General features: G+C 72.2%; 27 protein-coding genes. 13 read left to right on the top strand and 14 right to left on the bottom strand.

Annotated features, from left to right (window positions below; genetic code table 11):
- The first annotated feature begins 37 nt into the window (after positions 1 to 37).
- From ACQP1N_RS09070 to ACQP1N_RS09060, 3 genes are read left to right on the top strand one after another with little or no spacing between them, the layout of a single operon-like run.
- Complete coding sequence (locus ACQP1N_RS09070) at positions 38 to 1,420, top strand: zinc-dependent metalloprotease (protein ID WP_433230392.1); 1,383 nt, start codon at positions 38 to 40, stop codon at positions 1,418 to 1,420.
- Positions 1,417 to 1,593, top strand: coding sequence for a hypothetical protein (locus tag ACQP1N_RS09065; protein ID WP_433230389.1), 177 nt, complete (start codon positions 1,417 to 1,419; stop codon positions 1,591 to 1,593). Before ACQP1N_RS09070 ends, ACQP1N_RS09065 begins: the two co-directional genes overlap by 4 nt.
- Before the next feature lie 13 nt (positions 1,594 to 1,606).
- Positions 1,607 to 2,167, top strand: a complete 561-nt coding sequence (locus ACQP1N_RS09060) for an NUDIX hydrolase (protein WP_242608866.1) — start codon at positions 1,607 to 1,609, stop codon at positions 2,165 to 2,167.
- 5 nt (positions 2,168 to 2,172) lie between these two features.
- On the opposite strand, the gene ACQP1N_RS09055 is transcribed toward ACQP1N_RS09060, so the two are convergent.
- The 3 genes from ACQP1N_RS09055 to ACQP1N_RS09045 all read right to left on the bottom strand — a co-directional run bounded on the left by ACQP1N_RS09055 (position 2,173) and on the right by ACQP1N_RS09045 (position 4,351).
- Positions 2,173 to 2,835, bottom strand: coding sequence for a hypothetical protein (locus ACQP1N_RS09055; RefSeq protein WP_242608865.1), 663 nt, complete (start codon positions 2,833 to 2,835; stop codon positions 2,173 to 2,175).
- The gene (locus ACQP1N_RS09050) at positions 2,832 to 3,377 is read right to left on the bottom strand and encodes a M48 metallopeptidase family protein (protein WP_084263175.1); all 546 of its coding nucleotides are present in this window, start codon (positions 3,375 to 3,377) and stop codon (positions 2,832 to 2,834) included. Before ACQP1N_RS09050 ends, ACQP1N_RS09055 begins: the two co-directional genes overlap by 4 nt.
- Before the next feature lie 173 nt (positions 3,378 to 3,550).
- Positions 3,551 to 4,351: an enoyl-CoA hydratase/isomerase family protein gene (locus tag ACQP1N_RS09045; protein ID WP_067801786.1), complete on the bottom strand. Its 801-nt coding sequence runs from the start codon at positions 4,349 to 4,351 to the stop codon at positions 3,551 to 3,553.
- A 175-nt stretch (positions 4,352 to 4,526) separates the two neighbouring features.
- Here ACQP1N_RS09045 and ACQP1N_RS09040 point away from each other — a divergent pair, with 175 nt between their 5' ends.
- Positions 4,527 to 5,858, top strand: a complete 1,332-nt coding sequence (locus tag ACQP1N_RS09040; RefSeq protein ID WP_067801863.1) for an ABC1 kinase family protein — start codon at positions 4,527 to 4,529, stop codon at positions 5,856 to 5,858.
- 233 nt (positions 5,859 to 6,091) lie between these two features.
- Here the strand turns inward: ACQP1N_RS09040 and ACQP1N_RS09035 are convergent, their stop codons facing one another.
- The 3 genes from ACQP1N_RS09035 to ACQP1N_RS09025 all read right to left on the bottom strand — a co-directional run bounded on the left by ACQP1N_RS09035 (position 6,092) and on the right by ACQP1N_RS09025 (position 7,016).
- Positions 6,092 to 6,367, bottom strand: a complete 276-nt coding sequence (locus tag ACQP1N_RS09035; RefSeq protein ID WP_131732708.1) for a hypothetical protein — start codon at positions 6,365 to 6,367, stop codon at positions 6,092 to 6,094.
- Positions 6,368 to 6,375: 8 nt separating this feature from the next.
- Positions 6,376 to 6,654, bottom strand: coding sequence for a WhiB family transcriptional regulator (locus tag ACQP1N_RS09030; RefSeq protein ID WP_067801790.1), 279 nt, complete (start codon positions 6,652 to 6,654; stop codon positions 6,376 to 6,378).
- A 122-nt stretch (positions 6,655 to 6,776) separates the two neighbouring features.
- Entirely contained in the window at positions 6,777 to 7,016 is a 240-nt protein-coding gene (locus ACQP1N_RS09025) for a hypothetical protein (protein WP_157419261.1), read from the bottom strand.
- Here ACQP1N_RS09025 and ACQP1N_RS09020 point away from each other — a divergent pair.
- A complete protein-coding gene (locus ACQP1N_RS09020; protein WP_433230382.1) occupies positions 7,006 to 7,218 on the top strand; it encodes a hypothetical protein in 213 nt (70 codons plus the stop codon). The genes ACQP1N_RS09025 and ACQP1N_RS09020 overlap by 11 nt on opposite strands.
- A gap of 200 nt (positions 7,219 to 7,418) precedes the next feature.
- Here ACQP1N_RS09020 and ACQP1N_RS09015 read toward each other — a convergent pair whose 3' ends face one another.
- From ACQP1N_RS09015 to ACQP1N_RS09005, 3 genes are all read right to left on the bottom strand, one after another.
- Positions 7,419 to 9,233 (bottom strand): alpha/beta hydrolase, encoded by a 1,815-nt coding sequence (locus ACQP1N_RS09015; RefSeq protein WP_433230379.1) that lies wholly within the window; start codon positions 9,231 to 9,233, stop codon positions 7,419 to 7,421.
- Positions 9,234 to 9,480: 247 nt separating this feature from the next.
- Positions 9,481 to 10,344 (bottom strand): acyl-CoA thioesterase II, encoded by an 864-nt coding sequence (tesB, locus tag ACQP1N_RS09010; protein ID WP_067801808.1) that lies wholly within the window; start codon positions 10,342 to 10,344, stop codon positions 9,481 to 9,483.
- Between the two features lie 50 nt (positions 10,345 to 10,394).
- Positions 10,395 to 12,509, bottom strand: a complete 2,115-nt coding sequence (locus ACQP1N_RS09005) for an ATP-dependent DNA helicase UvrD2 (protein WP_433230376.1) — start codon at positions 12,507 to 12,509, stop codon at positions 10,395 to 10,397.
- A 133-nt stretch (positions 12,510 to 12,642) separates the two neighbouring features.
- Between ACQP1N_RS09005 and ACQP1N_RS09000 the strand changes: the two genes are divergently transcribed.
- Positions 12,643 to 12,933, top strand: a complete 291-nt coding sequence (locus ACQP1N_RS09000; RefSeq protein WP_067801813.1) for a mycoredoxin — start codon at positions 12,643 to 12,645, stop codon at positions 12,931 to 12,933.
- Positions 12,934 to 12,979: 46 nt separating this feature from the next.
- Here ACQP1N_RS09000 and nudC read toward each other — a convergent pair whose 3' ends face one another.
- Complete coding sequence (gene nudC / locus ACQP1N_RS08995; RefSeq protein ID WP_084263176.1) at positions 12,980 to 13,891, bottom strand: NAD(+) diphosphatase; 912 nt, start codon at positions 13,889 to 13,891, stop codon at positions 12,980 to 12,982.
- Between the two features lie 21 nt (positions 13,892 to 13,912).
- Positions 13,913 to 15,304, bottom strand: a complete 1,392-nt coding sequence (locus tag ACQP1N_RS08990; protein ID WP_067801815.1) for a dipeptidase — start codon at positions 15,302 to 15,304, stop codon at positions 13,913 to 13,915.
- A 206-nt stretch (positions 15,305 to 15,510) separates the two neighbouring features.
- Here ACQP1N_RS08990 and ACQP1N_RS08985 point away from each other — a divergent pair, with 206 nt between their 5' ends.
- Positions 15,511 to 15,729 carry a DUF4031 domain-containing protein gene (locus tag ACQP1N_RS08985; RefSeq protein WP_433230373.1) on the top strand — a complete coding sequence of 73 codons (219 nt, stop codon included), beginning with the start codon at positions 15,511 to 15,513 and terminating at the stop codon, positions 15,727 to 15,729.
- A gap of 9 nt (positions 15,730 to 15,738) precedes the next feature.
- Here the strand turns inward: ACQP1N_RS08985 and ACQP1N_RS08980 are convergent, their stop codons facing one another.
- Positions 15,739 to 16,347 (bottom strand): HD domain-containing protein, encoded by a 609-nt coding sequence (locus ACQP1N_RS08980; RefSeq protein ID WP_433230371.1) that lies wholly within the window; start codon positions 16,345 to 16,347, stop codon positions 15,739 to 15,741.
- Positions 16,348 to 16,480: 133 nt separating this feature from the next.
- Here ACQP1N_RS08980 and ACQP1N_RS08975 point away from each other — a divergent pair, with 133 nt between their 5' ends.
- Genes ACQP1N_RS08975 through ACQP1N_RS08960 form a run of 4 tightly spaced genes read left to right on the top strand, consistent with a single transcriptional unit; the run spans position 16,481 to position 21,874 of the window.
- Positions 16,481 to 17,635, top strand: a complete 1,155-nt coding sequence (locus ACQP1N_RS08975) for an ATP-grasp domain-containing protein (protein ID WP_433230368.1) — start codon at positions 16,481 to 16,483, stop codon at positions 17,633 to 17,635.
- Complete coding sequence (locus tag ACQP1N_RS08970; RefSeq protein ID WP_433230366.1) at positions 17,632 to 19,206, top strand: IucA/IucC family protein; 1,575 nt, start codon at positions 17,632 to 17,634, stop codon at positions 19,204 to 19,206. The genes ACQP1N_RS08975 and ACQP1N_RS08970 overlap by 4 nt, the downstream gene beginning before the upstream one ends.
- On the top strand, positions 19,197 to 20,798 hold the full coding sequence (locus ACQP1N_RS08965) for an IucA/IucC family protein (RefSeq protein ID WP_433230364.1): 1,602 nt from the start codon (positions 19,197 to 19,199) through the stop codon (positions 20,796 to 20,798). Before ACQP1N_RS08970 ends, ACQP1N_RS08965 begins: the two co-directional genes overlap by 10 nt.
- Entirely contained in the window at positions 20,795 to 21,874 is a 1,080-nt protein-coding gene (locus ACQP1N_RS08960) for an alanine racemase (RefSeq protein WP_067801837.1), read from the top strand. The genes ACQP1N_RS08965 and ACQP1N_RS08960 overlap by 4 nt, the downstream gene beginning before the upstream one ends.
- A gap of 105 nt (positions 21,875 to 21,979) precedes the next feature.
- On the opposite strand, the gene ACQP1N_RS08955 is transcribed toward ACQP1N_RS08960, so the two are convergent.
- Positions 21,980 to 22,618, bottom strand: coding sequence for a DinB family protein (locus ACQP1N_RS08955; RefSeq protein ID WP_433230362.1), 639 nt, complete (start codon positions 22,616 to 22,618; stop codon positions 21,980 to 21,982).
- Positions 22,619 to 22,663: 45 nt separating this feature from the next.
- Positions 22,664 to 23,542: a PhzF family phenazine biosynthesis protein gene (locus ACQP1N_RS08950; RefSeq protein WP_433230359.1), complete on the bottom strand. Its 879-nt coding sequence runs from the start codon at positions 23,540 to 23,542 to the stop codon at positions 22,664 to 22,666.
- Between the two features lie 71 nt (positions 23,543 to 23,613).
- Here ACQP1N_RS08950 and ACQP1N_RS08945 point away from each other — a divergent pair, with 71 nt between their 5' ends.
- Positions 23,614 to 24,507 (top strand): LysR family transcriptional regulator, encoded by an 894-nt coding sequence (locus ACQP1N_RS08945; protein WP_433230357.1) that lies wholly within the window; start codon positions 23,614 to 23,616, stop codon positions 24,505 to 24,507.
- Positions 24,508 to 24,585: 78 nt separating this feature from the next.
- A complete protein-coding gene (locus ACQP1N_RS08940; RefSeq protein WP_433230354.1) occupies positions 24,586 to 26,178 on the top strand; it encodes an AMP-binding protein in 1,593 nt (530 codons plus the stop codon).
- The last annotated feature ends 53 nt before the right edge of the window (positions 26,179 to 26,231 follow it).

Raw genomic sequence — 26,231 nt, 5'->3', positions numbered from 1 at the left:
CGGATATGAGCCCATCATGCATCCCAGGGGCGATCCGATGAGCGACACTCCCTTCGGCTTCAACCGTCCCGGTGACGGAGACGACAACCGGCCCCAGGATCCATTCAAGGGCATGGGCGGCGACATGGCGCAGTTCGCCGACATGCTGCACCGGTTCGCCGACATGATCGGCGCGCAGGGTGCGGGCGGCGGGGGCGGCGGCCCGCTGAACTGGGACCTGGCCAAGAACATCGCGCGGCACACGGTGGTGGAGCAGGGCGACCCGTCGGTCGTCGACGCCGAGCGCCGGCAGGTCGAGGAGGCGCTGCGCCTGGCCGACCTGTGGCTGGACGAGCGGACGACGCTGCCCGCCGGCATCCGGACACCGCAGGCGTGGAGCCGGTCCGAATGGATCGAGCAGACGCTGCCCGTGTGGGCGAAGGTGTGCGACCCGATCGCGACCCGCATGGTCGATTCCATGGGCGGGGTACTCGGCGGCGGCGAGATCCCCGCCGACATGCAGGCGATGGCCGGCCCGCTGATCGGCATGGTCAAGCAGATGGCCGGCGCGATGGTCGGCGGCCAGGCCGGGCAGGCGCTCGGCGCGCTGGCCCGCGAGGTGACCGGCTCGGCCGACGTGGGCCTGCCGCTGGCGCCGGACGGCGTGGGCGCGCTGCTGCCCGCCGGCGTGGAGGCCTTCGGCGAGGGCCTGGAGGTCTCCGCCGACGAGGTCCGGCTCTACCTGGCGCTGCGGGAGGCCGCGCACCAGCGGCTCTTCATGCACGTCCCGTGGCTGCGCTCGCATCTGCTGGGCGCCGTGGAGGATTACGCGCGCGGCATCACCGTCGATCTGTCGGGTATCGAGCAGGCCGTGCAGGGGCTTGATCTGAGCAATCCGGAGGCCATCCAGGAGGCGCTCGGCGGCGAGATCCAGTTGCAGCCGGAGGAGACCCCGCAGCAGAAGGCCGCGCTGGCCCGGCTGGAGACGGCGCTCGCGCTGGTCGAGGGCTGGGTCGACACGGTCGTCAACGAGGCCGCGGAGGGGCGGCTGCCCGGTTCGGTGAAGCTGGCCGAGGCGGTGCGGCGGCGCCGCGCGACCGGCGGCCCGGCGGAGCGGACGTTCGCGACGCTGGTCGGCCTGGAGCTGCGGCCACGCCGGCTGCGGGAGGCCGCGGCGCTGTGGCGGTCGCTGACCGAGGCGCGCGGCACGCAGGGGCGGGACGCCGTCTGGGACCACCCGGACCTGCTCCCGACGGCCGACGACCTCGACGACCCGGACGGTTTCGTGCACGGACGCGACGAGATCGAGGGCCTGTCCGACCTGGACCTGTCCAACCTCACCAAGGCGCGCGAGGAGGGCGAGAAGCCCGACGAGGAGAAGCCCGACGACAAGGGGCCTGAGGACGGGCCCGGTCCAGCCGACGGCGGGCCGCGCGCATGAGCCGGCCGCGCCTGTCCCGGGTGAACGGCTGCAGCTACGAGCCCGGGTCGTCCGCGAACGCGGTCAGGCGTCGGGTCACGCGGGCGAGCCTGTGCTGGCAGCGCCCGTTCGACCAGGAGCGGCGGCGCCGCCGCCCCGACAACTCCCGCTACCCGCGCGTCGGCCGCGCGTGATCCGGATCTCCCGGTGAGCGCCCGGTCGGTGACGCCGCTGTACGACGACGCGGTGCGGGTGCTTTCGTCGTGGCGGGCGCCCGATGGCGGGCAGGATCGGCTCCGGCGGGAGTTCCTGCGGCATCTGGAGGAGCATCCCGTGGCGGGGATGTGGCGGGAGTGCGCGGCGGGTCATCTCACCGCCAGCACCGCCGTCCTCGACGCGTCCCGGTCGCGTGTGCTGCTGACCCTGCACGCGAAGGTGAAGGCGTGGCTGCAGCTCGGCGGGCACTGTGAGCCGGGCGATGTGACGCTCGCGGACGCGGCGTTGCGGGAGGCGACGGAGGAGTCGGGGATCGGGGGCCTGCGGCTGCTGCCCGAGCCCGTTCGGCTGGACCGGCATGCGGTCCGCTGCCATCCGCGGGGCAGCTGGCATCTGGACGTCCAGTACGTCGCGATCGCTCCGGACGGTGCCCGGCACGCGGTGTCGGACGAGTCGGACGATCTTCGCTGGTTCCCCGTGGACGATCTTCCCGAGTCCGCCGATGACGCCGTCCGGCGGCTGGTGGCGCGGGCGGTGCCGGCGCGCGGCTGACGCCGTCAAATGCCGAGCGGGTGGCCTTCCAGCAGGGCGCGGGTGTTCTCCCAGCCTTCCAGGCCCGGGTCGAGGAAGCGCAGGTCGGCGGCGGTGCGCAGGCGGTGCCAGCCGGGGCCCTGCGGCATCGCCCCGGGGCGCGGTGCGGCGGCGCGCAGCCGGGCCAGGGCGTCCGGGGTGTCGAGATCGACATCGTGCAGGGCGGTGGCGAGCCAGTCCGGCAGCGGGAGCCGCGCGGCGAGCGCGACGAGGCCGTGCGCGCCCGTCCCGCCCTCGGCCTGGCAGGCGGCGGAGGGGGCGCTGCCGAGGGCGCGGAACAGCTTGCCGATCAGCAGCGGCGGCAGGTCGGGGGCGTCCGGTGCGATCAGCGCGGCGGACCCGGCGCCGAGCGCGTGCAGGGCCGCGAACGCGCCGGCGAGCGTCGCCTCCCGGACGATCGGTGTGCCGGGCCAGGTGACGGCCTCGGCGTCCGGCTGGTCGGGCGGGTGGAGGACGAGCGCGGGCGTCACCAGTTCGAGCCCGGCGACGGCCTCGTAGGTGTCCTCCAGCAGCGCGAGCCGGAACTCGTCGGGGTCGATCCCGGGCGGGGCGTGCGCCTGCCGGGGCGGGAACGCCAGCACCGCGGCGAAGCGGGACGTTCCCGGCACCCGGTCGGGGACGCCGGTCACCCGGCGGCCTCGTGCGGGAACTCGTCCCCGGGGTGCAGGCCGTCGCCGTGGTGGACGCCGGTGATCTCGTCGTCGGGTGTGTCCGCTTCGAGCGGCAGGTGCGCGGCGGCGGCGACGCCCTCCAGGTAGCCGCGGGCGCGGTCGGCCTTCGGGTAGTTGCCGACCAGTTCCCAGAAGTCGGCGCCGTGTCCGGGGATGAGCAGGTGCGCCAGCTCGTGCACGAGGACGTAGTCGACGACCCAGCCGGGCATGCCGCGCAGCCGGGTGGACAGCCGGATCGTGCGGTCGTCCGGGGTGCAGGAGCCCCAGCGGGTGCGCTGGTTGGCGACCCAGCGCACGCTGACGGGGTCGGCGCGGCCGTCCAGGTAGCGGCGGGACAGCTCACGGGCGCGCGACTGCAGGTCGGCGTCGGTGGGCCGGCGGCGGCGTTCGCGCTCCTCCAGGCGTTCCAGGATGGTCGCGATCCACTGTTCCTCTTCGGCCTTCGTCAGCCTGGACGGCACCATCACCACCACCTTGTCGCCGTCGCGGTAGGCGGACACGGTGCGCCTGCGCCTGCTGCTGCGACGGACCTCAACGTTAGGGGGCACGCTCGAACCGTACTCGAAATTTTGCGTCCACCAAAAGGGGTGTTTGATGTTCCCGCAGGTCAGCACCTATGTTTTGACCGACTCCGGGGGCTTTGCGGAAATCCCCGCGACCGGTGGAGGCGGCTTCACTCGCCGGTGAATTCGGGGCTGCGCCTGTCCTGCCGGGCGGCCAGTCCTTCGAGCATGTCCTTGGACGACATCGTGACCGGCTGCGCGAGCGATTCCCAGCGCAGCGCCGATTCCATGTCGGCGTGGCCGCCGTTCGCGAGCGCGACCTTGGTGAGCCGCGTCGCGATCGGCGCCTGCGCGGCGATCTTCGCGGCGACGGTGAGGGCCTCGTCCAGTACCCGCTCGCGCGGGACGGCCCGGTTGACCAATCCGTGCGCCGCCGCCTCGGCGCCGGTGAGGACGCGTCCGGCCAGCAGCATCTCGCGGGCCAGCGGCAAGCCCGCCACCTCGGGGAACAGCCAGGTCGCGGCCATGCCGGGGTGCAGGCCGAGGGCGGTGAACGGGGCGAGCAGCTTGGCGTCGTCCGCCGCGTAGCGCAGGTCGCAGGCCAGCGCGAGGCACAGCCCGGCACCGACGGCGTGCCCGTTGACGGCGGCGATCGTCGGCACCTCAAGGCCGCGGATCAAAAGCCATGTCCGGTAGAACTCCAGCATCCGGTCGCGCAGCGGCGGGACGGCGACGGAACCCGTATCGGCCAGCCAGGAGAGGTTGCCGCCGGAACTGAACGCGCTTCCGGCGCCGGTCACCACGACGCAGCGGAGCCCGGTGTCGGCGCGCAGGTCCGCCATGGCCGTCCGCCACGCGGCGGTGATCTCGTCCGACATCGCGTTGCGGCGGCCGGGGTCGTTCAGGGTGAGGACGGCGATCCCGTCGGGACGGCGTTCGGCCAGCAGCACATCGGCGGACTCTCCGGACATGGCCCGCACGCTACCGAATGCTGCTCGGCATGGGGCCGCCCACCCCCGCCCTCCCCGTGAGAAAGCGCACACTTACAATATTTGTGCAGGTCAAAGAAGTGCGCCGGGGGCGGGGCCGACGATAGTTGCGGATGGTTGTGGCGTAAACGACAGTCGATCACCGACAATGTACGGCGTGAGCGATCTCCCCCGCCGCGCGGTGACGCGGTCAGCAAAGCTTGCGTCCCTCCCCATCGGCTTCGCGGGACGCACCGCCCTCGGCGTCGGGAAGCGGACCTTCGGCAAGCCGGCCGAGGCCGTCGCGATGGAGATCCAGGCGCGGACCGCCGAGCAGCTTTTCAAGGTGCTGGGCGAGCTCAAGGGCGGGGCGATGAAGCTCGGCCAGATGCTGTCGATCTTCGAGGCCGCGCTGCCGCCGGAGATCGCCGGCCCGTACCGGGCCACGCTGACCAGGCTGCAGGAGGCCGCTCCCCCGCTGCCCGCGTCGACCGTCCACGCGGTGCTGGAGGAGTTCCTCGGCGCGGACTGGCGCGACTACTTCGACTCGTTCGACGACCGGCCGGCCGCCGCCGCGTCCATCGGCCAGGTGCACCGCGCCGTCTGGCACGACGGCCGGGCCGTCGCGGTGAAGGTGCAGTATCCGGGCGCCGGCAAGGCGCTGATCAGCGACTTCAACCAGCTCGCCCGGCTCGGCCGGCTGTTCGGCGTCCTGATGCCGGGGCTGGACGTCAAGGCGATGCTCGCCGAGCTGAAGGAGCGGGTGGTCGAGGAGCTCGACTACACGATCGAGGCCGAGTCCCAGACGATCTTCCGGAACGCCTACCTGGACGACCCCGACTTCTCCATTCCCGAGGTCATCGCGCAGTCCGGCAACGTCCTGATCACCGAATGGATGGACGGCACCGCCCTCTCGAAGATCATCAGCGAGGGCGACCAGGAGACCCGCGACCACGCGGCGCTGCTGTACTGCCGGTTCCTGCTGTCCGGGCCGAAGCGGTCGGGGATGCTGCACGGCGATCCGCATCCCGGCAACTTCCGGCTGCTGGAGGACGGCCGGCTCGGCGTCCTCGACTTCGGCGCGGTCGACCGCATCCCGGGCGGCTTCCAGCGGCGGCTCGGGCTGCTGCTGCGCATCGGCACGATGGCCGACATCGACGAGATCGAGGAGGCGCTGCGCCGGGAGGACTTCATCCGGGACGGGGTGGAGGTCGACGCCGAGTCGCTGCAGGCGTTCCTGGCGCCGATCACCGAGCCGTTCGTCACCGAGACGTTCAAGTTCAACCGGGAGTGGCTGCGGGACATGGCCGCCCGCGTCACCGACCTGCATCCGTCGAACGTCGTCCGGCAGCTGAACCTGCCGCCCGAGTACGTGATCATCCACCGGGTGCTGTCGGCGGGCACCGGCGTGCTGTGCCAGCTGGAGTGCGAGATCCCGGCCCGCGCCGAGTCGCTGAAGTGGGTGCCGGGCTTCGCCGACGACGAGGACGGCGAGCTCGTCACCGGCTGACCGGAGGATTTCGGGGCCCCGCGCATTGATGAGGTGCGCGGGGCCCCGCTGTTCGCGCGCCCGGCGAAGTGGGGCACCGGACGCGCTCCACACCCGCCGGGAGGCCCGCCGTCCGCCAAACCATCCAAGAAGGACGGACGGCGGCCTGCGACCGCACGGGTTCTCGGCTTGCTCCCCATGCCCTGACCGGCACCACGCCCCTGATCGGCACCGGGCCGCCGGAGCGGTGACGGTCAGCCGTGGTGACGCGGCTTCGGGGTGTGGGCGTAGGTCTCCCCGGGCGTGGTCGGGGCGAGCAGGACGCGCCGCACGCGGGACGCCCGCGTCCGGGCGTCGCGGCGGGCGCGGCGCAGCACCCGCACGCGGGCGGCCAGCTCGTCCGGCACGGCCGCCGGTATTCGTTCTCTGGACAGGTCCTGGCTGAGCAACATCATCTCGTTCTCTCCGGCGGCCCGGAGGCGCGGTCCCAGCGCGGGGATCACGCCTCCGGGGTCGATTCGGCCGAGCATGCCGGACATCACACGGTCACTTCGTCCGGGCGCGGGTGCTTGCGCGGGCGGCCACGGGGCCGCTTGCGCGGGACGATCACACCGCGCACGAAGAGCTCACCGCCCCAGACGCCCCAGGGCTCCTGGCGCTCAAGCGCGCCGGCGAGGCACTCCTTGCGCAGCGGGCACTCCAGGCACAGGGCCTTGGCGAGCTCGACGTCGGCGGGAGCCTCGGCGAAGAACAGCTCCGGGTCGGTCCGGCACGGAAGCGTGAGGTCCTCCTCGCTGATCGCGAGTGCCCCCGGCATCACAGTCACCCTTGTTCCTCTCGTTGGTTCTCAACGGATGTGTCGGTGGGTTGTCTGGGCAAACAAGAAGGCCGCGGATCCGGTGTCTGGATCCGCGGCCTGGGGGCTTGCCGGTTGTCTTGCTAGACCGGTCGCCTCCAGGGGTACGGACCCGACACGCCACCCTTGGCGGTGGCGCCCGTGTGGGCCGTGGCCGGAGCCGGGACGCTCAGGTCCTCGATGAGGTGTTCGAAGACACTGCGTCCCTGGTCGTCCTGGATTCGCTGCTCAACACGCAGATCGCGCAGATCCACGCCCTGCCACATGCGCAGCCGTCCGCCGGGGGCCTGGAAATAGGCGCCGGGCATGGAGATGCGCGACATCGAGGCACAAGACATCGAGGCGCCAGGGCATGCGGCGGTCCAGGACGACGCGAGTTTGTTCAACGTGTTGCTCACCGGACTGCACACCACCTTCCTGGCTCCTCGGGCCGGGGCCGGCGGATTCAAGATCCACACGGTCGGCCGGTTGATCGCTCGCATTGAGCGTACGGGGACCTCGCCGAATCAAGCAAGATATTTTTGACCTGCGGTTTCGTGGGTGACTTCACCCTTTTCCCGGGGAACCCGCGCCTTCTCCGCGGCGTCGGAGCTCACGGGAGTCCCCCGGGAAACGATCATCTCATGCCGTGGGGCCGCGGATCGGTCGTTTCCGCGCACGGCGGCGGCCGTGACGCCGGGCGGGCCCTTGTCGGGGCGGGCCGCCCGGCGTCGCGGCCGCTCAGGTCACCGGGTCCCGAGCAGGATGGACGCCGGTACCCGGGTCGCCACCGGCGGCAGCTGCGTGGCCTGCCCGGCGGCGGCCGGCCGGGTCGCCATCGCGGCGGCGTTCGCGGGTCCCCTGGTGTCGAGCGCCGATGGGGGGTTCTGCGCGAACGGCTGGATGTCGCCGACGCACACCGTGCCCTCGGGCGGCAGCGCGCCGCTGACGAGGTAGCCGTCGACGGCCTTCGTCACGCACGCGGAGGTGCCGTAGGCGGTGTGCCCCCAACTGTTGCTGGACAGCAGCCGGCTGTTGGGCAGCAGCCTGCTGGACGACACCGCCTCGTTGTAGTTCGTGGCCGGGTCGTAGTAGTTCCCGACGAACAGGACGGGAGCGTTCGTCCGCCGGTTGAAGGGGCCGGTGTAGGCGTCCTCGTCGCGGACCTTCCAGGAGTCGCCGGCGCACTGGACGCTGCTCCAGCCCCACGCCCGCCCGAAGTAGGGCGCGCGCTTGTCGGCCGCCGCCGTCAGCCCGGGCCAGCTCCCGGCCTTCTTCGGGTGCCGGCCGTCGGTGCAGGTGACACCGCTGAACGCATCAAGGTCGTTGAAGTAGGGGAAGTCCTTGGCGGTGATCTTCCCGGCGGCGTCCCGCTGCCGCCGGACCTCGGCGCGGCGCTCGGCGATGCGGGCGGCGAGCGTCTTGCGCGCCGCGGCGGCCTGCGCCGCCGTCGAGGCGGGCGAGGTCGCCTTCCACAGGTCGGTGGCGTCCGAGTCGATGTACATGTAGCCGTCCGGGGCGTACAGATCGCCGAGCATGGCGCCGACGAAGTCGGCGTAGGTGACCTTCGTGCCACCGATGTCGGCGGGCTTCGCCTTCAGCCGCTTGGCGAGGACGTCGAAGTTCTTGACGGGATCGCCGTACGCCGCGAACGCGCACTTCGTCTTGCCCGCCTTGCCGCAGCGGACGAGGATCTCCTTCAGTGCCTTGTAGGCTCCGTCGGCGGACCGCAGCCGCTCGTCGAGGATCTGGTTCCCGGTCTTGGGGGTGCCGACCCAGGAGACCGGGTTGATGACACCGTCCACGGCCACGGCGCGCAGCCGGTCGGGGAACATGCCGGCGTAGTACTGGCCGAGCGCCGTGCCATAGCTGAAGCCCAGGTAGGACAGTTTCTTGTCGCCGACCGCGCGGCGCAGGACGTCCATGTCACGCGCCGCCTCGGCGGTGGACATCGCGCCCGCCAGCTTCTTGCCGGTGGTGGAGCAGCCCTTGCCGAGCGCCTTCGCGGACTTGATGTAGGCCGATTCCTGCTTCGCGCCGACGGGGAACGCCACATTCATCCCGGCCAGCGCGAGCGCCTGGTCCCTGGTGGACCTGAAGCAGGCGACGTTGTCGCTGAAGCCGATGCCGCGCGGGTCGAAGCCGACGATGTCGAAGCGGTCGAGGACGTCCGCGCCGAGGAAGTACGGCGCCGCGTATGCCAGGGCGGTGCCCTGGCCGCCGGGTCCGCCCGGGTTGACGAACAGGCTGCCGATCCGCTTCTTGGCGTTGCGGGCCTTCAACCGCAGGACGGCGATCTCGGTGGTCGCACCCTTCGGGGCGTCGTAGTCCAAGGGCAGCCGGACGGTCGCGCATTCGGCGGTTTCGTAGCACTTGTACCAGGCGAGTTTCGGGGTGGGCACGCGGTCGACGCGCGTGCCCTCGGCCGGGCTCGTCGCGGCGGCGGCGGACGCGGCCCGGACGCCGGGGGCGCCGGGATCGGCGAAGGCGGTGACGGACACGACCGGCACGAGCGTCGCACCGGCGACGCCGACCGCGAGAATCCTGTGCCTAAAGCGCATGCAGTTCCCTTCCGGGAGCAGTGTCTTCTCCGCGTAAAGATGCGGAATGGTCCACTGATTCTTGTGCTGCACCGCTCGTCACGTGATCCACCCGGCGGACCGCTCATGCGGTTTCGTAGATCATTCCCAGGAAGGATTGACGCGCGCCGCCATCGCCGGATCGCCAGGCCCGGCCGTCGTCGCGTACGACGCGCGCACGACGGCCCCGGACGCCGAGGCCGCACCCGGGGGGCCTGTCCTATACCGGTCAGGCGTCGGCGACCCGGATCAGACCCTCCTGCATGACGGAGACGACCAGCTCCCCGTCCCGGGTGAACACCTGGCCGCGGGCGAGGCCGCGGGCGCCGCCGGCGAACGGCGTGTCCTGGTAGTACAGCAGCCAGTCGTCGGCGCGGAACGGCCGGTGGAACCACATCGCGTGGTCGAGGCTCGCGCCCATCGTCCGCTTGTCGCCCCAGGCGAGGCCGTGGTTCAGCAGGACGGTGTCGAGCAGCGTCATGTCCGAGGCGTACGTCATGAGGCAGACGTGCAGCAGCGGGTCGTCCGGCAGTTCGCCGTCCACTTTCAGCCACACCTTCGACTCGGGGGTGGCAAGGGACGGGTCCCTCGCCGCCTCCCAGGTCAGCGGCGTCGCATGCCGGATGTCGAACGGGCGGTAAGTGACGAACTCGCGGGCGCCGGCCTCGCCGAAGATGGGCGCCAGCCGGGTCAGGCCGTCCGGCAGCGATTCGGGCGCCGGGGCGTCCGGCATCTCCGCCTGGTGGGACGGGCCGTCCTCGACGATCTGGAACGACGCCGAGAGCGTGAAGATCGCCTTGCCGTGCTGGATCGCCGTGACGCGGCGGGTGGTGAACGAGCGTCCGTCCCGGACCCGGTCGACGGTGTAGACGATCGGGACGAGCGGGTCGCCCGGCCGGATGAAGTAGGCGTGCAGGGAGTGCACGGGCCGGTTCGCGGGGACGGTGCGCCCGGCGGCGACGAGCGCCTGCCCGGCCACCTGGCCCCCGAAGACACGCTGCCGCCGCTCCTCGGGGCTGCGGCCGCGGAAGATGTCGTTCTCGATCTGTTCGAGGTCGAGCAGGTCCAGCAGGGCCTTCAGCGGTTCCTTCACGGCGGCCAGTATTCCCTGTCGGCATTTGTGACCGCGGTCTCACCCATGGGTCAGTATCCGCACAGGCTCAGGACGGCGTCGCCGTACCGGTCGAGCTTCACCTTCCCGACGCCGGGGATGCGGGCGAGGTCCTCCAGCGACTCGGGGCAGTGCTCGGCGATCGCCTGCAGGGTCGCGTCGGTGAACACCACGTAGGCGGGGATCTTCTGCTCGGCCGCCGTCTCGGCGCGCCACTCCTTGAGCGCGATGAGGAGTTCCTCGTTCAGCGCGGACGGGCAGTCCTCGCAGCGGCCGAGCTTGCGTTCGACGGCGGCGGTCAGCGGGCGCCCGCATACCCGGCACGGCTGCGGCCCCTTGGCGGGGCGCCGCTTCGCCCGGTCGGCACGGGGCGGCGTGTGCGTGGTGGTCTTGCCGGTCAGGCCGTCCAGGAACCGGGACGGGCGGCGGCTCCGCGCTCCTCCGGGCGAGCGCGCCAGCGCCCACGACAGCGCCAGATGGACGCGGGCCCGCGTCACGCCGACGTACAGCAGGCGGCGTTCCTCCTCGATCTGCGCGGGCGTCTTCGCGTAGATGATCGGCAGTGTGCCCTCGGCCAGGCCGGTGAGGAACACGGCGTCCCATTCCAGGCCCTTGGCGGCGTGCAGCGATGCCAGCGTGACGCCCTCCAGCGGCGGCGCGTGCTGCGCGGCGGCGCGCTCCTCCAGTTCGGCGACGAAATCGGTGAGCCCGGCCTTCGGGTTGTCGGCGGCCATGTCCTCGGCGAGCTGGGCGAGCGCGGCGAGCGACTCCCAGCGCGCGCGGGCCGCCCCCGCGCCCTCGGGCGGCCGGTCGGAGAACCCGGCCCCGGACAGGACGTGCCGGACGGTCTGGATCAGCCCCATCCCCTCGGTCTCGGCGTCGGCGCCCGCCCGCGCCGCGCCGCGCAGCCGGACCACCGCCTCGCGCACCTCGGGCCGCTCGAAGAACCGCTCCGCGCCCCGCAGGACGTACGGGACGTCCGCCGCCGCCAGCGCCGACTCGTAGGTCTCGGACTGCGCGTTGATCCGGAACAGGATCGCGATCTCGCGCGCCGGCACCCCCTCGTCGATCAGCTTGCGGGCCTGCCGCGCGACGTCGTCGGCCTCGGCGATCTCGTCGTCGTACTCGTTGAACACCGGCTCGGGCCCGTCCGCGCGCTGGGCGATCAGCTCCAGCGCATACCCGTTGAGGGGACGACCCCCCAGACCCTCCGGCAAAGACGGCGTGGGACGGCTCCCCCTCGCCTGCCCGATCACCCCGTTGGCCAGCCGGACGACCTGCGGCGTCGACCGGTAGTCGCGGACGAGCCTGATCACCTTCGCGTCCGGATGCTCGCGGGTGAAGTCGAGCAGGTGGGACGGGGACGCCCCGGTGAACGAGTAGATCGTCTGGTTGGGGTCGCCGACGACGCACAGGTCGTCGCGGTCGCCGAGCCAGGTGTCGAGCAGCATCTTCTGCAGCGGGTTGACGTCCTGGAACTCGTCGACGACGAAGTACCGGTACTGCTCGCGGACCTGGTTCGCGACCTCCCGGTGCTCGCTGAGGACGGCCGCGGTCAGCTCCAGCATCCCCTCGAAGTCGAGCAGGTTGCGCTCGCGCCTGAGCTGCTCGTACATCGCGTAGACGCGGGCGACGTCCACGATCTCGGCGGGCGGCCTGCGCCCGGCCCTGGCGACCGCGGCCGGGTAGTCCTCGGGGCGGTGCTGGGTGACCTTCGCCCATTCGATCTCGCTCGCGAGGTCGCGCAGCTCCGTCCGCGCGAACGACAGCCGGCACGCGCGCGCGGCGTCCGCGACCAGCCCGATCTTCGAGTCGATGATCTTGGGCGGTTCGCCGCCGACGACGCGCGGCCAGAAGTAGCCGAGCTGCCGCAGCGCCGCCGCGTGGAACGTCCGGGCCTGCACGCCGGGCGCGCCGAGCTGCCGCAGCCGGCTGCGCAGCTCGCCCGCCGCCCGTGTGGTGAACGTCACGGCGAGCACCCGCTGCGGCGTCACCACGCCGGTCAGCGTCGCGTAGGCGATCCGATGCGTGATGGCCCTGGTCTTGCCCGTCCCGGCGCCCGCGAGCACGCACACCGGCCCTTTCACCGCCTCGGCGACCGCCCGCTGTTCGGGGTCGAGTCCCTCCAGCACCGACTCAGCCAACATGCCCCCATACTCGCAGCCCGTCCCACCTGTATCAGCCTGCACGCCAACTGTGGACAACCTGGAATGCGGAGAAGATGTCTACTGTTCTTCAGGAGACACTGATCGTCCGAACGAACGAGGAGACGACGAGGCGATGGCGACCCCTTCGACCGACCGGGGTGCGGGCTCGACCGGCCAGCTCACCATGTACACGACGTCCTGGTGCGGGGTCTGCCGCCGGCTGAAGAGCCAGCTCGCCCGCGACGGCATTGAGATGGTCGAGGTCGACATCGAGCGCGACCCGGCGGCCGCCGACTTCGTCATGAGCGTCAACGGCGGGAACCGGACGGTGCCGACGGTCATGATCGACAACGAGATCGTCCTCACCAACCCCAGCGCGAAGGAAGTGAAGCGCCACCTGGCGACGCTCGCGAAGGAGCGCTGAGGACGAAGGGCCCGCCGGTCATCGGGCCGGCGGGCCTTCGCATGTGTCAGAACGGGGGCATGCCGGGGAGTTCGTCGCCGTACCAGCGCATGATGAGCTGCGCGGCGATGGACAGCGGACCGGGTGCCACGATCTCCCCGGCCTCGACGGCGGCGCGCAGTTCGCCGCGGGTGTACCAGGCGGCGTCCACGATCTCCTCCGGGTCGGGGCGCAGCGGAACGCCGCCGTCGGTCCGGGCGGTGAAGCCGAGCATGAGGCTCTGCGGCAGCGGCCACGGCTGGCTGCCGAGGTAGCGGACGTCCCGGACGGGCAGCCCGACCTCCTCCAGCACCTCCCGCGCGACGGCCTGTTCGAGGGACTCGCCCGGCTCGACGAAGCCGGCGAGGATCGAGCGGCGGTCGGCGGGCCACTGCGGGCCGCGGGCCAGCAGGATGCGGTCGGCCTCGTCCGTCACCAGCATGATCACGGCCGGGTCGACGCGGGGGAAGTGCTGGGAGCCGTCCTCGGGGCAGACGCGGACGTGCCCGGCCGACGTCACCCGGGTCGGGGCGCCGCAGCGCGGGCAGTGCCGGTGGGTGCCGTGCCAGTACTCCAGCGCGACGGCATGGGTGAGCAGGCCGGAGTCCCGGTCGCCGAGGAGGGCGCCGACGCGGCGGAGCCCGGCCGGCTGCGCCCCCTCGATGACGGGCAGCGGGCCGGACACCCCGAAGTAGGCGGCGCCGTCCTCGTCGACGCCGAGGAGCCAGCGGTCACCGTCCGGCGCCCGGTCCGGCGGGACGAGGACGAGTGCGGGGGCCGGCTCGTAGGCCACGAGCGAACGTCCGTCCTGGACGACCACGACCCGGGTCTTCGGATCGCTCCAGGTCGCGTCCAGCCAGGCGTCGTCGCGGCGGTTCACCGCGACCCGGTCGAGCGTTCCGCGCGCGAGCGCCAGCCACTCCAGCGGTGCCTCGGTCACTTGTGCTCCTCTCCGCCCATGTCAGCGCAGCGCGGTGGCGAGTTCTTCCCACAGGTACGCGGCGGCTTCGGCACCCTTGAGCAGGAGCGGGATCTCGACCTTCTCGTTGGGGGCGTGGATGCGGTCGCCGTTCAGCCCGACCGCGACGAAGATCAGCGGCGCCTCCAGGATGTCGGCGAGGTCGGCCTCAGGGCCGCTGCCGCCCTCACGGGTGAACAGCACATCGGTGCCGAACGCCCGCTCCATCGCGCGCCGTGCGGCGGCGACGCCGGGCGAGCCGATCGGCGAGAAGCACGGCCGGACGCCGCCGCCCGGGACGCGGACCTCGGCGTCCACCCCGGGCGGGGTGTGCTCGGCGACCCACGCCTTGAACGACTCCTGCACCTTGCGCGGGTCCTGGCCGCCGACGAGCCGGAACGAGATCTTGGCGTGCGCGTCGCTGGGCACGATCGTCTTGCCGCCCGGCCCGTCGTGCCCGCCCCACATGCCGTTGATCTCGGCGGTCGGGCGCGCCCAGATCCGTTCGAGGGTCGTGTAGCCCTTCTCGCCGTACGCGGCGCGGCTCTCACCGGCGGTGCGCAGCCATTCCTCCTCGTCGAACGGGAGGCGCGCGAACAGTTCGCGTTCCTCGTCGGTCAGCGGGACGACGTCGTCGTAGAAGCCGGGGAGGGTGACGCGTCCGTCGGCGTCGTGCAGGGCGGCGAGCAGCGCGGCCATCGCGTGCAGCGGGTTCGGGACGGCGCCGCCGAACGAGCCGGAGTGCAGGTCGGTGGACGGGCCGCGCAGCGTGACCTCGGCCTCGGTGAGACCGCGCATCCCGGTGCACATGGACGGGACGTCCGCCGCCCACATCGTGGTGTCGCTGATGACGATCGCGTCGCAGGCGAGCCGGTCGCGGCGGGTGCGGAGCAGGTCGGCGAAGTGCACCGAGCCCGACTCCTCCTCGCCCTCCACCAGCAGCTTGATGGTCACGGGCGGGGCCTGCCGGCCGGACGCGGCGAGCAGGGCGCGGATGCCGAGCGTGTGGAAGAAGATCTGCCCCTTGTCGTCGGACGAGCCGCGGCCGATGAGCAGGTCGCCCTTCTCGACGGGCTCGAACGGGTCGGTCTCCCATTCCTCCAGCGGCTCGACCGGCTGGACGTCGTGGTGTCCGTAGACGACGACGGTGGGGGCGTCCGGGTCGTCGGCGGGCCATTCGCCGAAGACGGTGGGCAGCCCGCCGGTCTCCCAGATCTCGACGGTCGGGAAGCCCTGGTCGCGCAGGTGGGCGGCGAGCCAGTCGGCCGACCGGCGGACGTCGGCGGCGTGGCCGGGGTCGCCGGAGATGGACGGGATCGTCAGCCATTCCTTGAGGTCGGCGATGAACCGGGCCCGCTCGGCCTGGATATAGGCGACTACGTCGTTCACCCGCATGCCCCTTTGCATGTGTGTCCTGTCGTACTTTGTGCACCGGCACCCAAGGCCGTCACCTGCGCTCCGGCGGCCGGGACGTGAGTCTTGGACGCCGTACGCACGGGCAGTGAGCTTACATTTGGTGTCAGCATCGTGTTAGAGGGGAAGCAGCCGTGATCCTTATCGACCCGCCGCTGTGGCCCGCGCGTGGCCGTATCTGGTCACACATGGTGAGCGACGTGTCGTATGAGGAGCTGCACCTGTTCGCCGCGGATCTGGGGATGCCGCCGCGGGCGTTCGAGCGCGACCACTACGACGTCCCGTCCGAACTGTACGAGGCCGCGTTGCTCCAGGGGGCGGTGGCCGTCGGCTGCCAAGAGCTGCTCTTGCGGCTCACCCGGGCGGGGTTGCGGTGCCGCAAGGAGTACAGCCCGCGCCTGCGTTAGGCGTTCGCGTTAGGCGTTGAGGAGCATCAGCTCCGTCCGGATGTTGTCGCGTGCGCGTTCTTCGTAGCGGTCGCGGGCGACGGGGGTGTGGAACAGCCTGGGCAGTTTCAGCAGGCCGTTGAGCACTTCGGCCCGTCCGGCACGGAAGAACTCCTCGGGGACGAACGCGTACTCCTCCCGGACGGCGGCGGCGTAGGCGGCGTACTGGTCGGGGCCTGCGCCGAGGATGGCGAGGTCCGCGTCGCACAGGACCTGGCCGTTGCGGTCGTCTTCGTCCGGCGCGTGCGCGGCGGTCAGCTCGACCAGCCGGACGACCTCCTCGACATCGGTTTCGCGCAGGTCGGTGTCGGCGAGCATCCGGACGGCGAGGCGGGCGCTGCGCTCCTCGTTGTCGCCCCGCTGGGGGTCGTAGACGGCGTCGTGGAACCAGGCGGCGAGCCGCACGAGGTCGGGGGCGGCGGCATGGCCGGCCAGTTCGTCCACAAGGTCGAGGACGGCGGTCAGATGCGCCCGGGTGTGGTAGCGGCGGTGCGGCTCGCCGTAGCGCTCATCCAGTTCCGTCCCGATATGCCGGGTGTGAGGCCCCGCGAGCGCGACCCACCGGTCGACAAGATCCATGGCCCCATCCTGACGGATCACCGGAGAGCCGGGCCACGCGATGCCGCCGTCCTTGCGCACGCGAGACCGCCCGGCACTATGATGATCAACGCGAGTTAGGCAAGCCTTACCTCATTCACTGGAAGGGCCGGTTGTGGCCGCCTCTCTCTACCTGGTCGCCGGGAAGGCGACCGACTCGGTGACGCACGGACTCCTGCCCGCCGCCGCGCGCCTCGGCCTCGACGTGACGCTGCTGACCGACCGTCCCGCCGCCCACCGCGCCGGCGGGCACGCCTTCGACGGGCCGGTCGTCGAGTGCGACGTCTCCGACTTCCGGGACATCGTCCCCCGCATCGGCCGCGAGCCCGCGGCCGTCTTCTCCAACAGCGACTTCCTGCAGGTGCCCGCCGCGCTGGCGGCCGCCTATTTCGGCCTGCCCGGCAAGGACTGGCGGGCGGCGGCCCGCGCGAAGAACAAGGCCCTCATGCGCCGGCACCTGGCGCCGATCGACCCGGTCTTCTCGGCGGACGCGCAGCGGGTACCGGAGGACGCGCCGTATCCGCTCGTCCTCAAGCCGCGTGAGGGTGTCGCCAGCGAGGACGTGTTCCTGGTCGAGGACGCCCGGGAACTGGCCGCCCGCGTCGGCGAGATCTCGGCACGGCGGGACGATCCACTGGTCGCGGAGGAGTACCTGCCGGGGCGTCTCCACACGTTGGAGACGCTGGGCGACGGGCGGGAACGACGCGTGCTGGGCTCGTTCCGCACCACCCTTTCGCCGCCGCCCTTCTTCGTGGAGGAGCGCCTTGAGTGGGCGGAGCCGCCCCCAGAGACGTCCCAGGTGTTGCGCCAGTTGGACGCGCTGGGCATCGGGTTCGGGGCGTGCCACACCGAGTTCGTCGTCCATGAGGGCCGTGCCCGGATCATCGAGGTCAACTACCGGCTGATCGGCGACCACTGTGACTTCCTGTTGGCCGACCTGCTGGGCGTTCCGCTCTTCGAGCAGATTCTGCGGGTTCACTTGGGTGAGCCTCTGCCCGATCCGCCGGTCCCTCGGCCGCGGCACGCCATCGCGGAGCCGGTCATCGCCGACCGCTCCGGCACGCTCACCGCCGCGCCCGGCCCACTGCTCATGGAGGACGGCCCGGTGCGGCTGTCCTACCGGCCTCAGCGCGCGGTGGGAGATTCCGTCGCCGTCACCCGCACCAACCGCGACTACCTGGGCACCGTGCGGGCGATCGGTCCCGGGCCGGAGGAGGTCGAGGCCGCACTGGCGCGCTTCCGCGCCGCCCACGACTGGACGATCGCGTGACCGGCGACATCGAGGGTCCGCTGGCGGCCCGCGTCCTGGACGCGCTCCTGCGCGAGGACTACGCGGGCTTACGGCGCTTCGTGCGGGACCGGACACTGGAGCTGCCGGGCCGTTCCGTGCGGCTCCTGCGGGCACGTCCGGTCTTCCTCTCCGAACTCGTCGTCGACCCTGGGCAGGGTCTCCGGCTGAGGGACGTCTTCCAAGCAGTCCGTGCGGTGGCCGATCCGCGTGACGACACGGCGGCCTTCGAGCGCGAGTGCCTGGACGCGCTGGCGGCCGTGACGCTGCGCTCCGACGCACGCCCGGCCGTACACCGGCGGCTGGCCCGCATCCCGGACGGGCTGCGCCGGGGTCCCGGCACGTTCTACGAAACGCTCGCGGCCTACGGCGACCATCCGGTACATCCGGCCGGCCAGGGCCGCACCGGCCTCTCCATGGCCGATCTGAGCCGCTACGCCCCCGAGTTCGCGCCGTCGTTCCCGCTGCGGTGGGCGTCGGTCCGGGATCCGGTGCTCTCCGGGCGGCTCCCCTGCTGGTGGCCCCGCCCGTCCGACGTGGGGCTGGAGTCGGCCGGCGCGCTGTTCCCCGTCCATCCGCTGACGGTCCGGCGGGTGCGCGAGCAGCCCGGCGCGGACCTCGCGCCCGGCCCGTATCTGCGGGCCGGGCCGACCCTGTCCATGCGCACCGTGGTCGTCGCGCCGCTCGCCCATCTGAAGATGCCGCTGCCGACCAGCACGCTGGGCCTCCGCAACCGGCGGACCATCATGCCGGGCACGCTCGCGGACGGCGCGCTGGTCGAACGCATCCTGCGCGAGGTCCTCGCGTGCGAACCGGGGCTTCCCGTCCTTCTCGCCGACGAGCAGACCTACGGGCACACCGACGACCCGCTTCTCGCGTACATGGTGCGGCGTTTTCCTGCGGAGACGGCGCGCGCGCACATCGTCCCGGTGGCGGCGCTGCTCGCCGCTGCTCCCGATGGGGGCCACGTCATCGAGCGCTGGGACGTGGAAGAACTCTTCGGCGCCTACCTGTCGGCGTTGTTCGCCTGGAACGTCACGCTGTTCCGCTATGGCATCGCGCTGGAGGCGCATCAGCAGAACGTCGCCCTCGTCTTGGACGACGCCGCCCCGCTCCGCCTCCTCATCAAGGACAACGACGGCGCGCTGATCGACCCGGCACGGCTCCGAGAGCACCTCAGCCCGTCCCCCGGTACGGACCCGCGCGACCTCATCGACCGCAGGATGACGACCGGCGACCCCGAGACCCTCGCCCGCGTGTTCGTCACCATCACGCTGCACCTGTGCGCCGCCGCGCCCGCACTGGGACTGGACGAACGCGGCCTGCTCCCCTGGCGCACCGGGCTCACGATGATCCGCGAGCGGCTGGACGCGGCGCTCGGGCCGGGCGAGGCGTTCCTGCGCTCCCGCACGCTGGACGCCGGCGCCCTGCCGGGCAAGGCCATGGTCACCGCCGGAACCCTCGTCGACAAGGCGAGGACCGGCGCGGCCGACATCAACAAGCACTACGGCCCGCCAGGGCCCAACTACCTACGGGACGCGACGTGCTTTTGACCGGACCGGCCGTCACGGCCGACGACGCCACCTCGACCGCGCTGCTCAACTGCCTGATCCGGGAGGTCTGCGCGCCCGAGCAGCAGGTGTGGCCGGACGGCGGCCACCTCGTGGCCCGGCTGCCCCGCGCAGGCGTCGTCCTGCGGACGGGCTTGAGCCGGCCCCCGGTCGGTCCCACCTACCGCCTGGTACCGCCGTATGAGGAGCGGCGCGGAGACGAGTGGATCGCGGCTTCCTGGGACAGGCTGGCGAACCTTGTCGCGGGGGAACTGGAACTCGCGACCGGCCGCCCCAACCCCGAGTTCCTCGCCCAGGTGGACAACAGCCACACCGCGTTGACCGCCATCATCGCCGCCAGGGGCGAACCCCCGGACGACCGGTACATCGCCTCAGAGCAGGCTCTCATCGCGGGCCATCGCTTCCACCCCTCCCCGAAGTCGCGGCAGGGGTCGCCAGGCGACTGGCTCCGGTACGCGCCTGAGACCGGGGCACGTTTCCGTCCGCGCTGGCTGGCCGTGCCGGAAGACCTCATCGCCGAGGAAGGCGCACCGGAGGCGTTCACGGCCCTGTCGTCGTACGGACCGCCCGCGCCGCCCGGCCGGAAGTCGCTCCCCGTCCATCCGTGGCAGTACTCCCTGCTGGCGGACGAACCCGTCCTTCGGAGGGCGCTGGCGCAGGGCCTCGTGCTCGACCTCGGCCCGTCCGACGTCGAAGCGATCCCGACCTCTTCCGTCCGGACGGCGTATCTGCCGGACGCGGACGTGTTCTGCAAGTTCAGCCTGGACGTGCGCATCACCAACTGCGTGCGCAAGAACGCCTGGTACGAACTGGCCGGCGCGATCACCCTCAACGCGTTGCTGCAACCCATCTTCGAGAAGCTGGACGCGACCTTCCTCGCAGAGCCCGCCTACCGCAGCATCGCGCTCCCCGACCGCCGCCTCTACGAGGGGCTGGGCGTGATCCTGCGCCAAGGAGTCACCCCCCTCCCCGGCACACCGCTCCTGGCCGGCGCCCTGGCCGACCCCTACAGCACGTTCCTCGCCGGCCTGCCCGCCCTCTCGACCCCGGAGAGCGCCCAAGCATGGTGGGACGCCTACGTGGGCCAGGTAGCACCACCCGTCCTGAGCGCCTATCTGGACTACGGCATAGTCCTTGAACCGCACCTCCAGAACGTTCTCGTCTGCGTCGACGCAACGGGGATGCCCGTCCACGCCGCGTTCCGCGACCTCGAAGGCACCAAGCTGACCGCGGGCCGCTGGGACCTGGCACACGTCCCACCCCGCGTGGCCGAAAGCCTCACCTATGCGCCCGACCGAGGCTGGAACCGCGTCGTCTACTGCCTCCTCGTCAACCACCTCACCGAGATCGCAGCCGCCGTGGCGGACCTCCACCCGCCCTTGGAGCAGGCTCTATGGCAGATCGCGCGAGGGCACTTCACCGCCCACGACCATCACCCGCAGGTAAGGGCGCTGCTGGCCGGCGTCCCGTTGCCCGCCAAGGCGAACCTCCGCACGCGCTGGTCCCGCATGGCCGACCGTGGCGCCGCCTACGTCCCGGCCCCGAACCCGCTCGCCGCGCCCCGACCGCTATGAACGAACTCGCCCTGAGCCTCGACGCCTACCCGGCCTACATCTACGACCTGCCCGGCCTGGAAAACCACATCAAGGCCATCCGCACGGCCTTGGGCGGCACAGAGTTGTTCTACGCCGCGAAGGCCAACCCGGACGCCGAGATACTCCGTACCCTGGCGCCCCATGTGGACGGCATAGAGGTGTCCTCGGGCGGCGAACTGACTCACGTCCGCGAAACCCTGCCGGGCAAGCCGGTCGCTTTCGGCGGCCCGGGCAAGACACCCGAAGAACTGCGCCTGGCCCACAACGCCACCCGAATCCACGTGGAAAGCCCGACCGAACTCGCGCGCCTGGTCGCCCTGGGCCGCTCCGCCGAGATCCTCCTCCGCGCGAACCTCCCCCTGAAGACCCCGAACGCCGCCCTCACCATGAGCGGCCCCTTCGGCATGGACGAGGACGCCCTCAACGAATGCGCCCGCCTCATAGCCGGGAACCCCCGCCTCACCCTCCGGGGCGTGCACGCCCACCTCGCCTCCGGCCTGGACGCCCCCACCATGCTCGACCTGGCCCACCGGATCGCCGAATGGGCGATTCCCTGGCTGAACACCCGTGGTGCAGAAGAACCCGAACTGAACGTGGGCGGCGGCATGGCCGTCGACTACGCCTCCCCCGAAGCCCTCTTCGACTGGCACGCCTACGGAACGGGCCTGGCCTCCATCCCCGCCAGGATCCGCATCGAACCCGGTCGCGCCATCACCGCTTATCACGGCTGGTACGTCACCGACGTCCTCGATGTGAAGACGATCCGGGGCGAGACCTACGTCATCCTCCGCGGCGGCACCCACCACCTAAGAACCCCGGTCACGAAAGGCCACGACCAGCCCTTCGAAGTCCTCACCGCAACCGGCTCGGAGAGCCCGGCCACACTCGTAGGTCAGTTGTGCACCCCGAAAGACGTCTTCGCCCGCGATGTCCTCGTCCCGCCCCTGACCCCAGGCGACGTCGTCGCGTTCACCATGGCCGGCGCCTACGCCTGGAACATCTCCCACCACGACTTCCTGATGCACCCGAAACCGGCCTTCCACTACCTGCGCTGACAGCCGGGACGGAGATGTAGAGCCTGCCCGCCGCTCTGGACGCCGGCGCCGGTCTCCCCGGCCGGCGACAGCGCGGCGACGGTCTCGCCCCCCTGTGAGCCCAGGTCAGGGACGAGGGGCGGCGTGCCAACGCCAGGAGGTCTGGCGGGGCCTGCCCGGCAGGGACGTACGGCCCGTCGCCCACAGGAGGGCCGGCCAGGGCTCCGTGCCGTCCGGGGTGCCGGGGAACAGGCGGTGCAGGGCGCGGGAGCACAGGGCGGCGGACGGTTCCCAGGGGATGTCCAGACCTTCCGCCAGGTCGTGGGTGTGGACGAGGGTTTCCACGATGCCCATCGCGGCGAAGCCCTCGGGGTTCGATACGCCCCAGGGATGGTGCGCGCGGACTTCCGGGGAGGCCGTGCGGACCATGGCGACCAGGAGGCCGCCGCACGCGTCGAGTACCTGTAGCAGGCCCGCGGGGCTGGCGTCGGGGTCCGCGTGGACGGCGTTCTGGGGGCCGCCGGCGCGGCGGCTCCACCGCGGGAAGGGCACCCTGCCGTTGAGCGGGGGCTCCTTCGGGGCCAGCCGCGTAGCGTAGGAGAAGAAGGCGTTGGCCAGATGCTCAACGGTCTCCCAGCAGGTCCACTCCAGCGAGCCGGCCTTCTCCTCCCACGCCTCCGGCGGCACCTCGCGCAGGACGGCGATGGCGAGCTGGACGGTCCGGTCGAGGTCGTCCGCGGTGACGGGATCCACTGGTCGAGGCATCCCCCGACCGTACCGATCTCCCGGGCCCGCCGAACGGTCAGGTCCTCAACCGGGGATCGGGGCGGCGGTTCCGCTCACCTTGATTCCGCTGCCGTCCCCCGCCGGCACGTCGACGAGCAGCCGGCTGGGCCGGCCCATGTCCGCGCCCTGGTGGATCGTGATCCGGGCCGGGGGCCGGACGAGTTCCAGCGCCCGCAGGTACCCGCCGAAGGCGGCCGCGGCGGCGCCGGTGGCCGGGTCCTCGACGACCCCGCCCGGCGGGAACGGGTCGCGGGCGTGGAAGACGGTCGCCGACTCCCGCCAGACCAGGTGGACGGTCGTCCAGCCGCGGCGTGCCATCAGGCCGCCGAGCGCCCCCTGGTCGTAGTCGAGGTCGGCGAGCCGCGCGCGGGAGGACGCCGCGAGGACGAGGTGGTCGTTGCCCGCGTTGGCGATGCGCGGCGCGAGCAGCGGATCGAGTTCCGCGGCGTTCCAGCGCAGCGCCTTCAGGGCCGAGGCGAGATCGGCCTCGCCGACGTCGCGGACGGCCGGGGCGACGCTCGTGAGGGTGGCGAGGATGCGGCCGTCCACCGGCCGTGTCTCGACGCCGACCTCCCCGGCGGAGGTGTTGAGCCGGAGACGTCCGGTGCCCTGCCGCTCCGCCAGCGCGACGGCGGTGGCGATCGTCGCGTGCCCGCAGAAGGCGACCTCGGCCAGGGGGCTGAAGTATCTGATCGTGAAGCGGCGCTCGTCCGCGCCTCCGTCGTCCGTCAGGAAGGCCGTCTCGGAGAATCCGATCTCGGCGGCGATCTCCTGCATCCGCGTGGCGTCCATCCCCCGTGCGTCAAGGACGACACCGGCCGGGTTGCCGCCCTCGCCGTTCACGTCGAAGGCGGTGTAACGCAGGGCGGCGGAACGCTCGCCTGTTCTTGCCGGGCTGCTCATGCCGGAAGTCTGCAGCCCCGCCTAGTATCACGTCCAACGATGAATTGTGATGGAGCACATCGGAGTCGTCGATGGACACGCGCCTGCTCGGCAGCTTTCTGACCGTCCTCCGCGTCGGCGGGATCACCGCCGCGGCGGCGGAACTCGGCTTCGTGCAGTCCACGGTCACCGCGCACATCCAGGCGCTGGAACGCCAGGTGGGAACGCCGCTGCTCGACCGGCGTCCCGGTGGCGTCTCCCCCACCCGCGCCGGCGCGCTGCTGGCCGAGCATGCCCGGCAGATCCTCGACCTGGAGAAACGGATGCTCACCGAGCTCACCGCCGCGGCCACCGAGCCGGCCGGCCCGATACGGCTGTGGGCCCCGGAGTCCGTGTGCGCCTACTGGCTGGCACCCGTCCTGCCCGAGGTGCGGGCGAAGCTCCCGGACGTCAGCCTGTCGCTGTTCCCCTCCGACACGCGGACGGCGCTGACCGCGCTCGCCGACCGCCGCGCCGACCTGGCCCTGATCCTCGAACCCTCGCCGAGCCCGCCCGATGTGGACCTGGTGGACCTCGGGGCCCAGCCGCTGTCCCTCGTCGCGGCGGCCGCCACCGGCCTTCCCCGGCACCGCCCTCTCACGCCGGCGGAGCTGGCCTCGGCGGGTGTCCTCCTGCTGGAGGAGGGCTGCTCCTACAGCGACGAACTCGCGGCCCTGGTGACGTCCAGCGACCCCACGACGACGCCGCCCCGCTTCGGCGGCATCGAGACGGCGAAGCGATGCGCCGAGGCCGGGCTCGGTGTGGCCCTGCTGCCGGCGGTCGCGGTCGCCGGCGAACTCGCCGACGGGCGGCTGGCCGAGTTGCGGCCACCGGGCGGGCTGTCCCGGCAGCACCTGTGGCTCGCCGAACCCGCGGCCGGATGGCGCTCCCCCGCCGTCCGGGCCGTCCACGGCATCCTGACCGCGGCGCTTCCGCGCACACCCTGACGACAGATCTACATATCCTCTGAAGTGCCGGGTATGCCCGCCGGGCAGCTCATGGACGGGCCGCAAAGGAAGGGTTCAGTGGTGCTCGATCGGATGCGTTCGGTCGCGGGACTCGGAGTCAGAGCGACCCGCGCCGTGCGGGACGCGGGCGTCCTGCGGCCCATCCGCCCCGACCGGGCGGCCCGGCTCGTCTTCTCCTACGCGCGGTTCGGGCCGGTGCCCGCGACGCTCGGCGCGATGGCCGCACTGCGGTTCCCCGGCCGGACGGCGCTGATCGACGAGCGCGGGACGCTCACCTGCGCGGAGCTCGAGGAGCACGCGGCGTCGCTGGCCACCGCCCTCAGAGGCCGGATGGGGGACGGACGCGTCGGCGTCCTGTGCCGCAACCATCGCGGGTTCGTGGAGACGGTTCTCGCGGCGTCCCGCCTGGGCAACGACATCGTGCTGCTCAACACCGACTTCTCCGCCACCCAGCTGGGCCAGGTGGCGGAACGCGAAGGCATCGAGCTGCTCGTCCACGATCAGGAGTTCACCGCCACCGTGGACGGGTCCGGCTTCGCCGGGCGGCGCCTCCTGGCCTGGGCCGGCACCGGGGCGGACACGATCGACGCGCTGATCGGCGACACCGAGCCCGAGCCGATCGTCCCGGGCCGCACCGGCAACGTGATCGTGATGACGTCCGGGACCACCGGCACGCCGAAGGGCGCCCGGCACGACATGTCGCTGTCGGCGCTGGTGCCCGTCGCGCTCACCCATCTCATGCGCGTCCCCCTCCGGTCGGGCGCGCCGATCGTGATCGCACCGCCGCTGTTCCACATCCTGGGCCTCGCCTACACGGCGGTGGGGCTCGCGATGGGCATGCCGCTCGTGCTGCCCCGCAGGTTCGATGCGCGGGAGATCCTGCGGACCATCGCCGACCACGAGGCGGAGGCGCTGGTCGCCGTGCCGGTGATGCTCCAGCGCATCCTGGCCGTGGACGACCGGCCGCGGACCCCGGCCCTCCGCGTGGTGGTGTCCGGCGGTTCGGTGCTCCACCCCCACCTGTCGGAGGCGTTCATGGACGCGTTCGGCGACGTCCTCGTCAACGTGTACGGCGCGACCGAGACGGGCTGGGCCACGATCGCCACACCGCAGGACCTGCGGAACGCGCCCGGCACCGCCGGGAGGCCGTCGTACCGGCTGACCGTCAAGGTCCTCGGCGAGAACGGACGGGAACTGCCGCCCGGCGAGACCGGGGAGATCTACACCGGCGGCGGCCTGCGGTTCGCCGGCTACACCGGGGGCGGCGGCAAGCGCGTCCTGCGCGGCCTGACCGGCACCGGCGACCTCGGCCACTTCGACGCGGCGGGGCGGCTGTTCATCGACGGCCGCGCCGACGACATGATCGTGTCCGGCGGGGAGAACGTGTTCCCCGGCGAGGTCGAGGACCTGCTCGGCGGCCACCCGGACGTCGCGGAGGTGTCGGTGACCGGCGTGGACGACGAGCAGTTCGGCCGGCGGCTCGCCGCCCGCGTCGTGCGGAAGGCCGGATCGGCGGTCACCGAGGACGACCTCAAGGAGTACGTGCGCGGGCACCTCGCCCGGTACAAGGTGCCGCGCGACGTGCGGTTCGTCCGGGAGCTGCCGCGCACCGGCACCGGCAAGGTCAGGACCGGGGCGCCGCCGGACTGAGGGCGGCGCCCGGGCCCAAGGCCGCACGGTCCCGGACGCGCCCGGTCACACGC

Source organism: Actinomadura formosensis, assembly GCF_050948385.1.
In the GTDB taxonomy this organism is placed as follows: domain Bacteria; phylum Actinomycetota; class Actinomycetes; order Streptosporangiales; family Streptosporangiaceae; genus Spirillospora; species Spirillospora formosensis.
The sequence above is the reverse complement of the archived record's forward strand: the minus strand, read 5'-3'. Positions and strand labels throughout refer to the sequence as shown.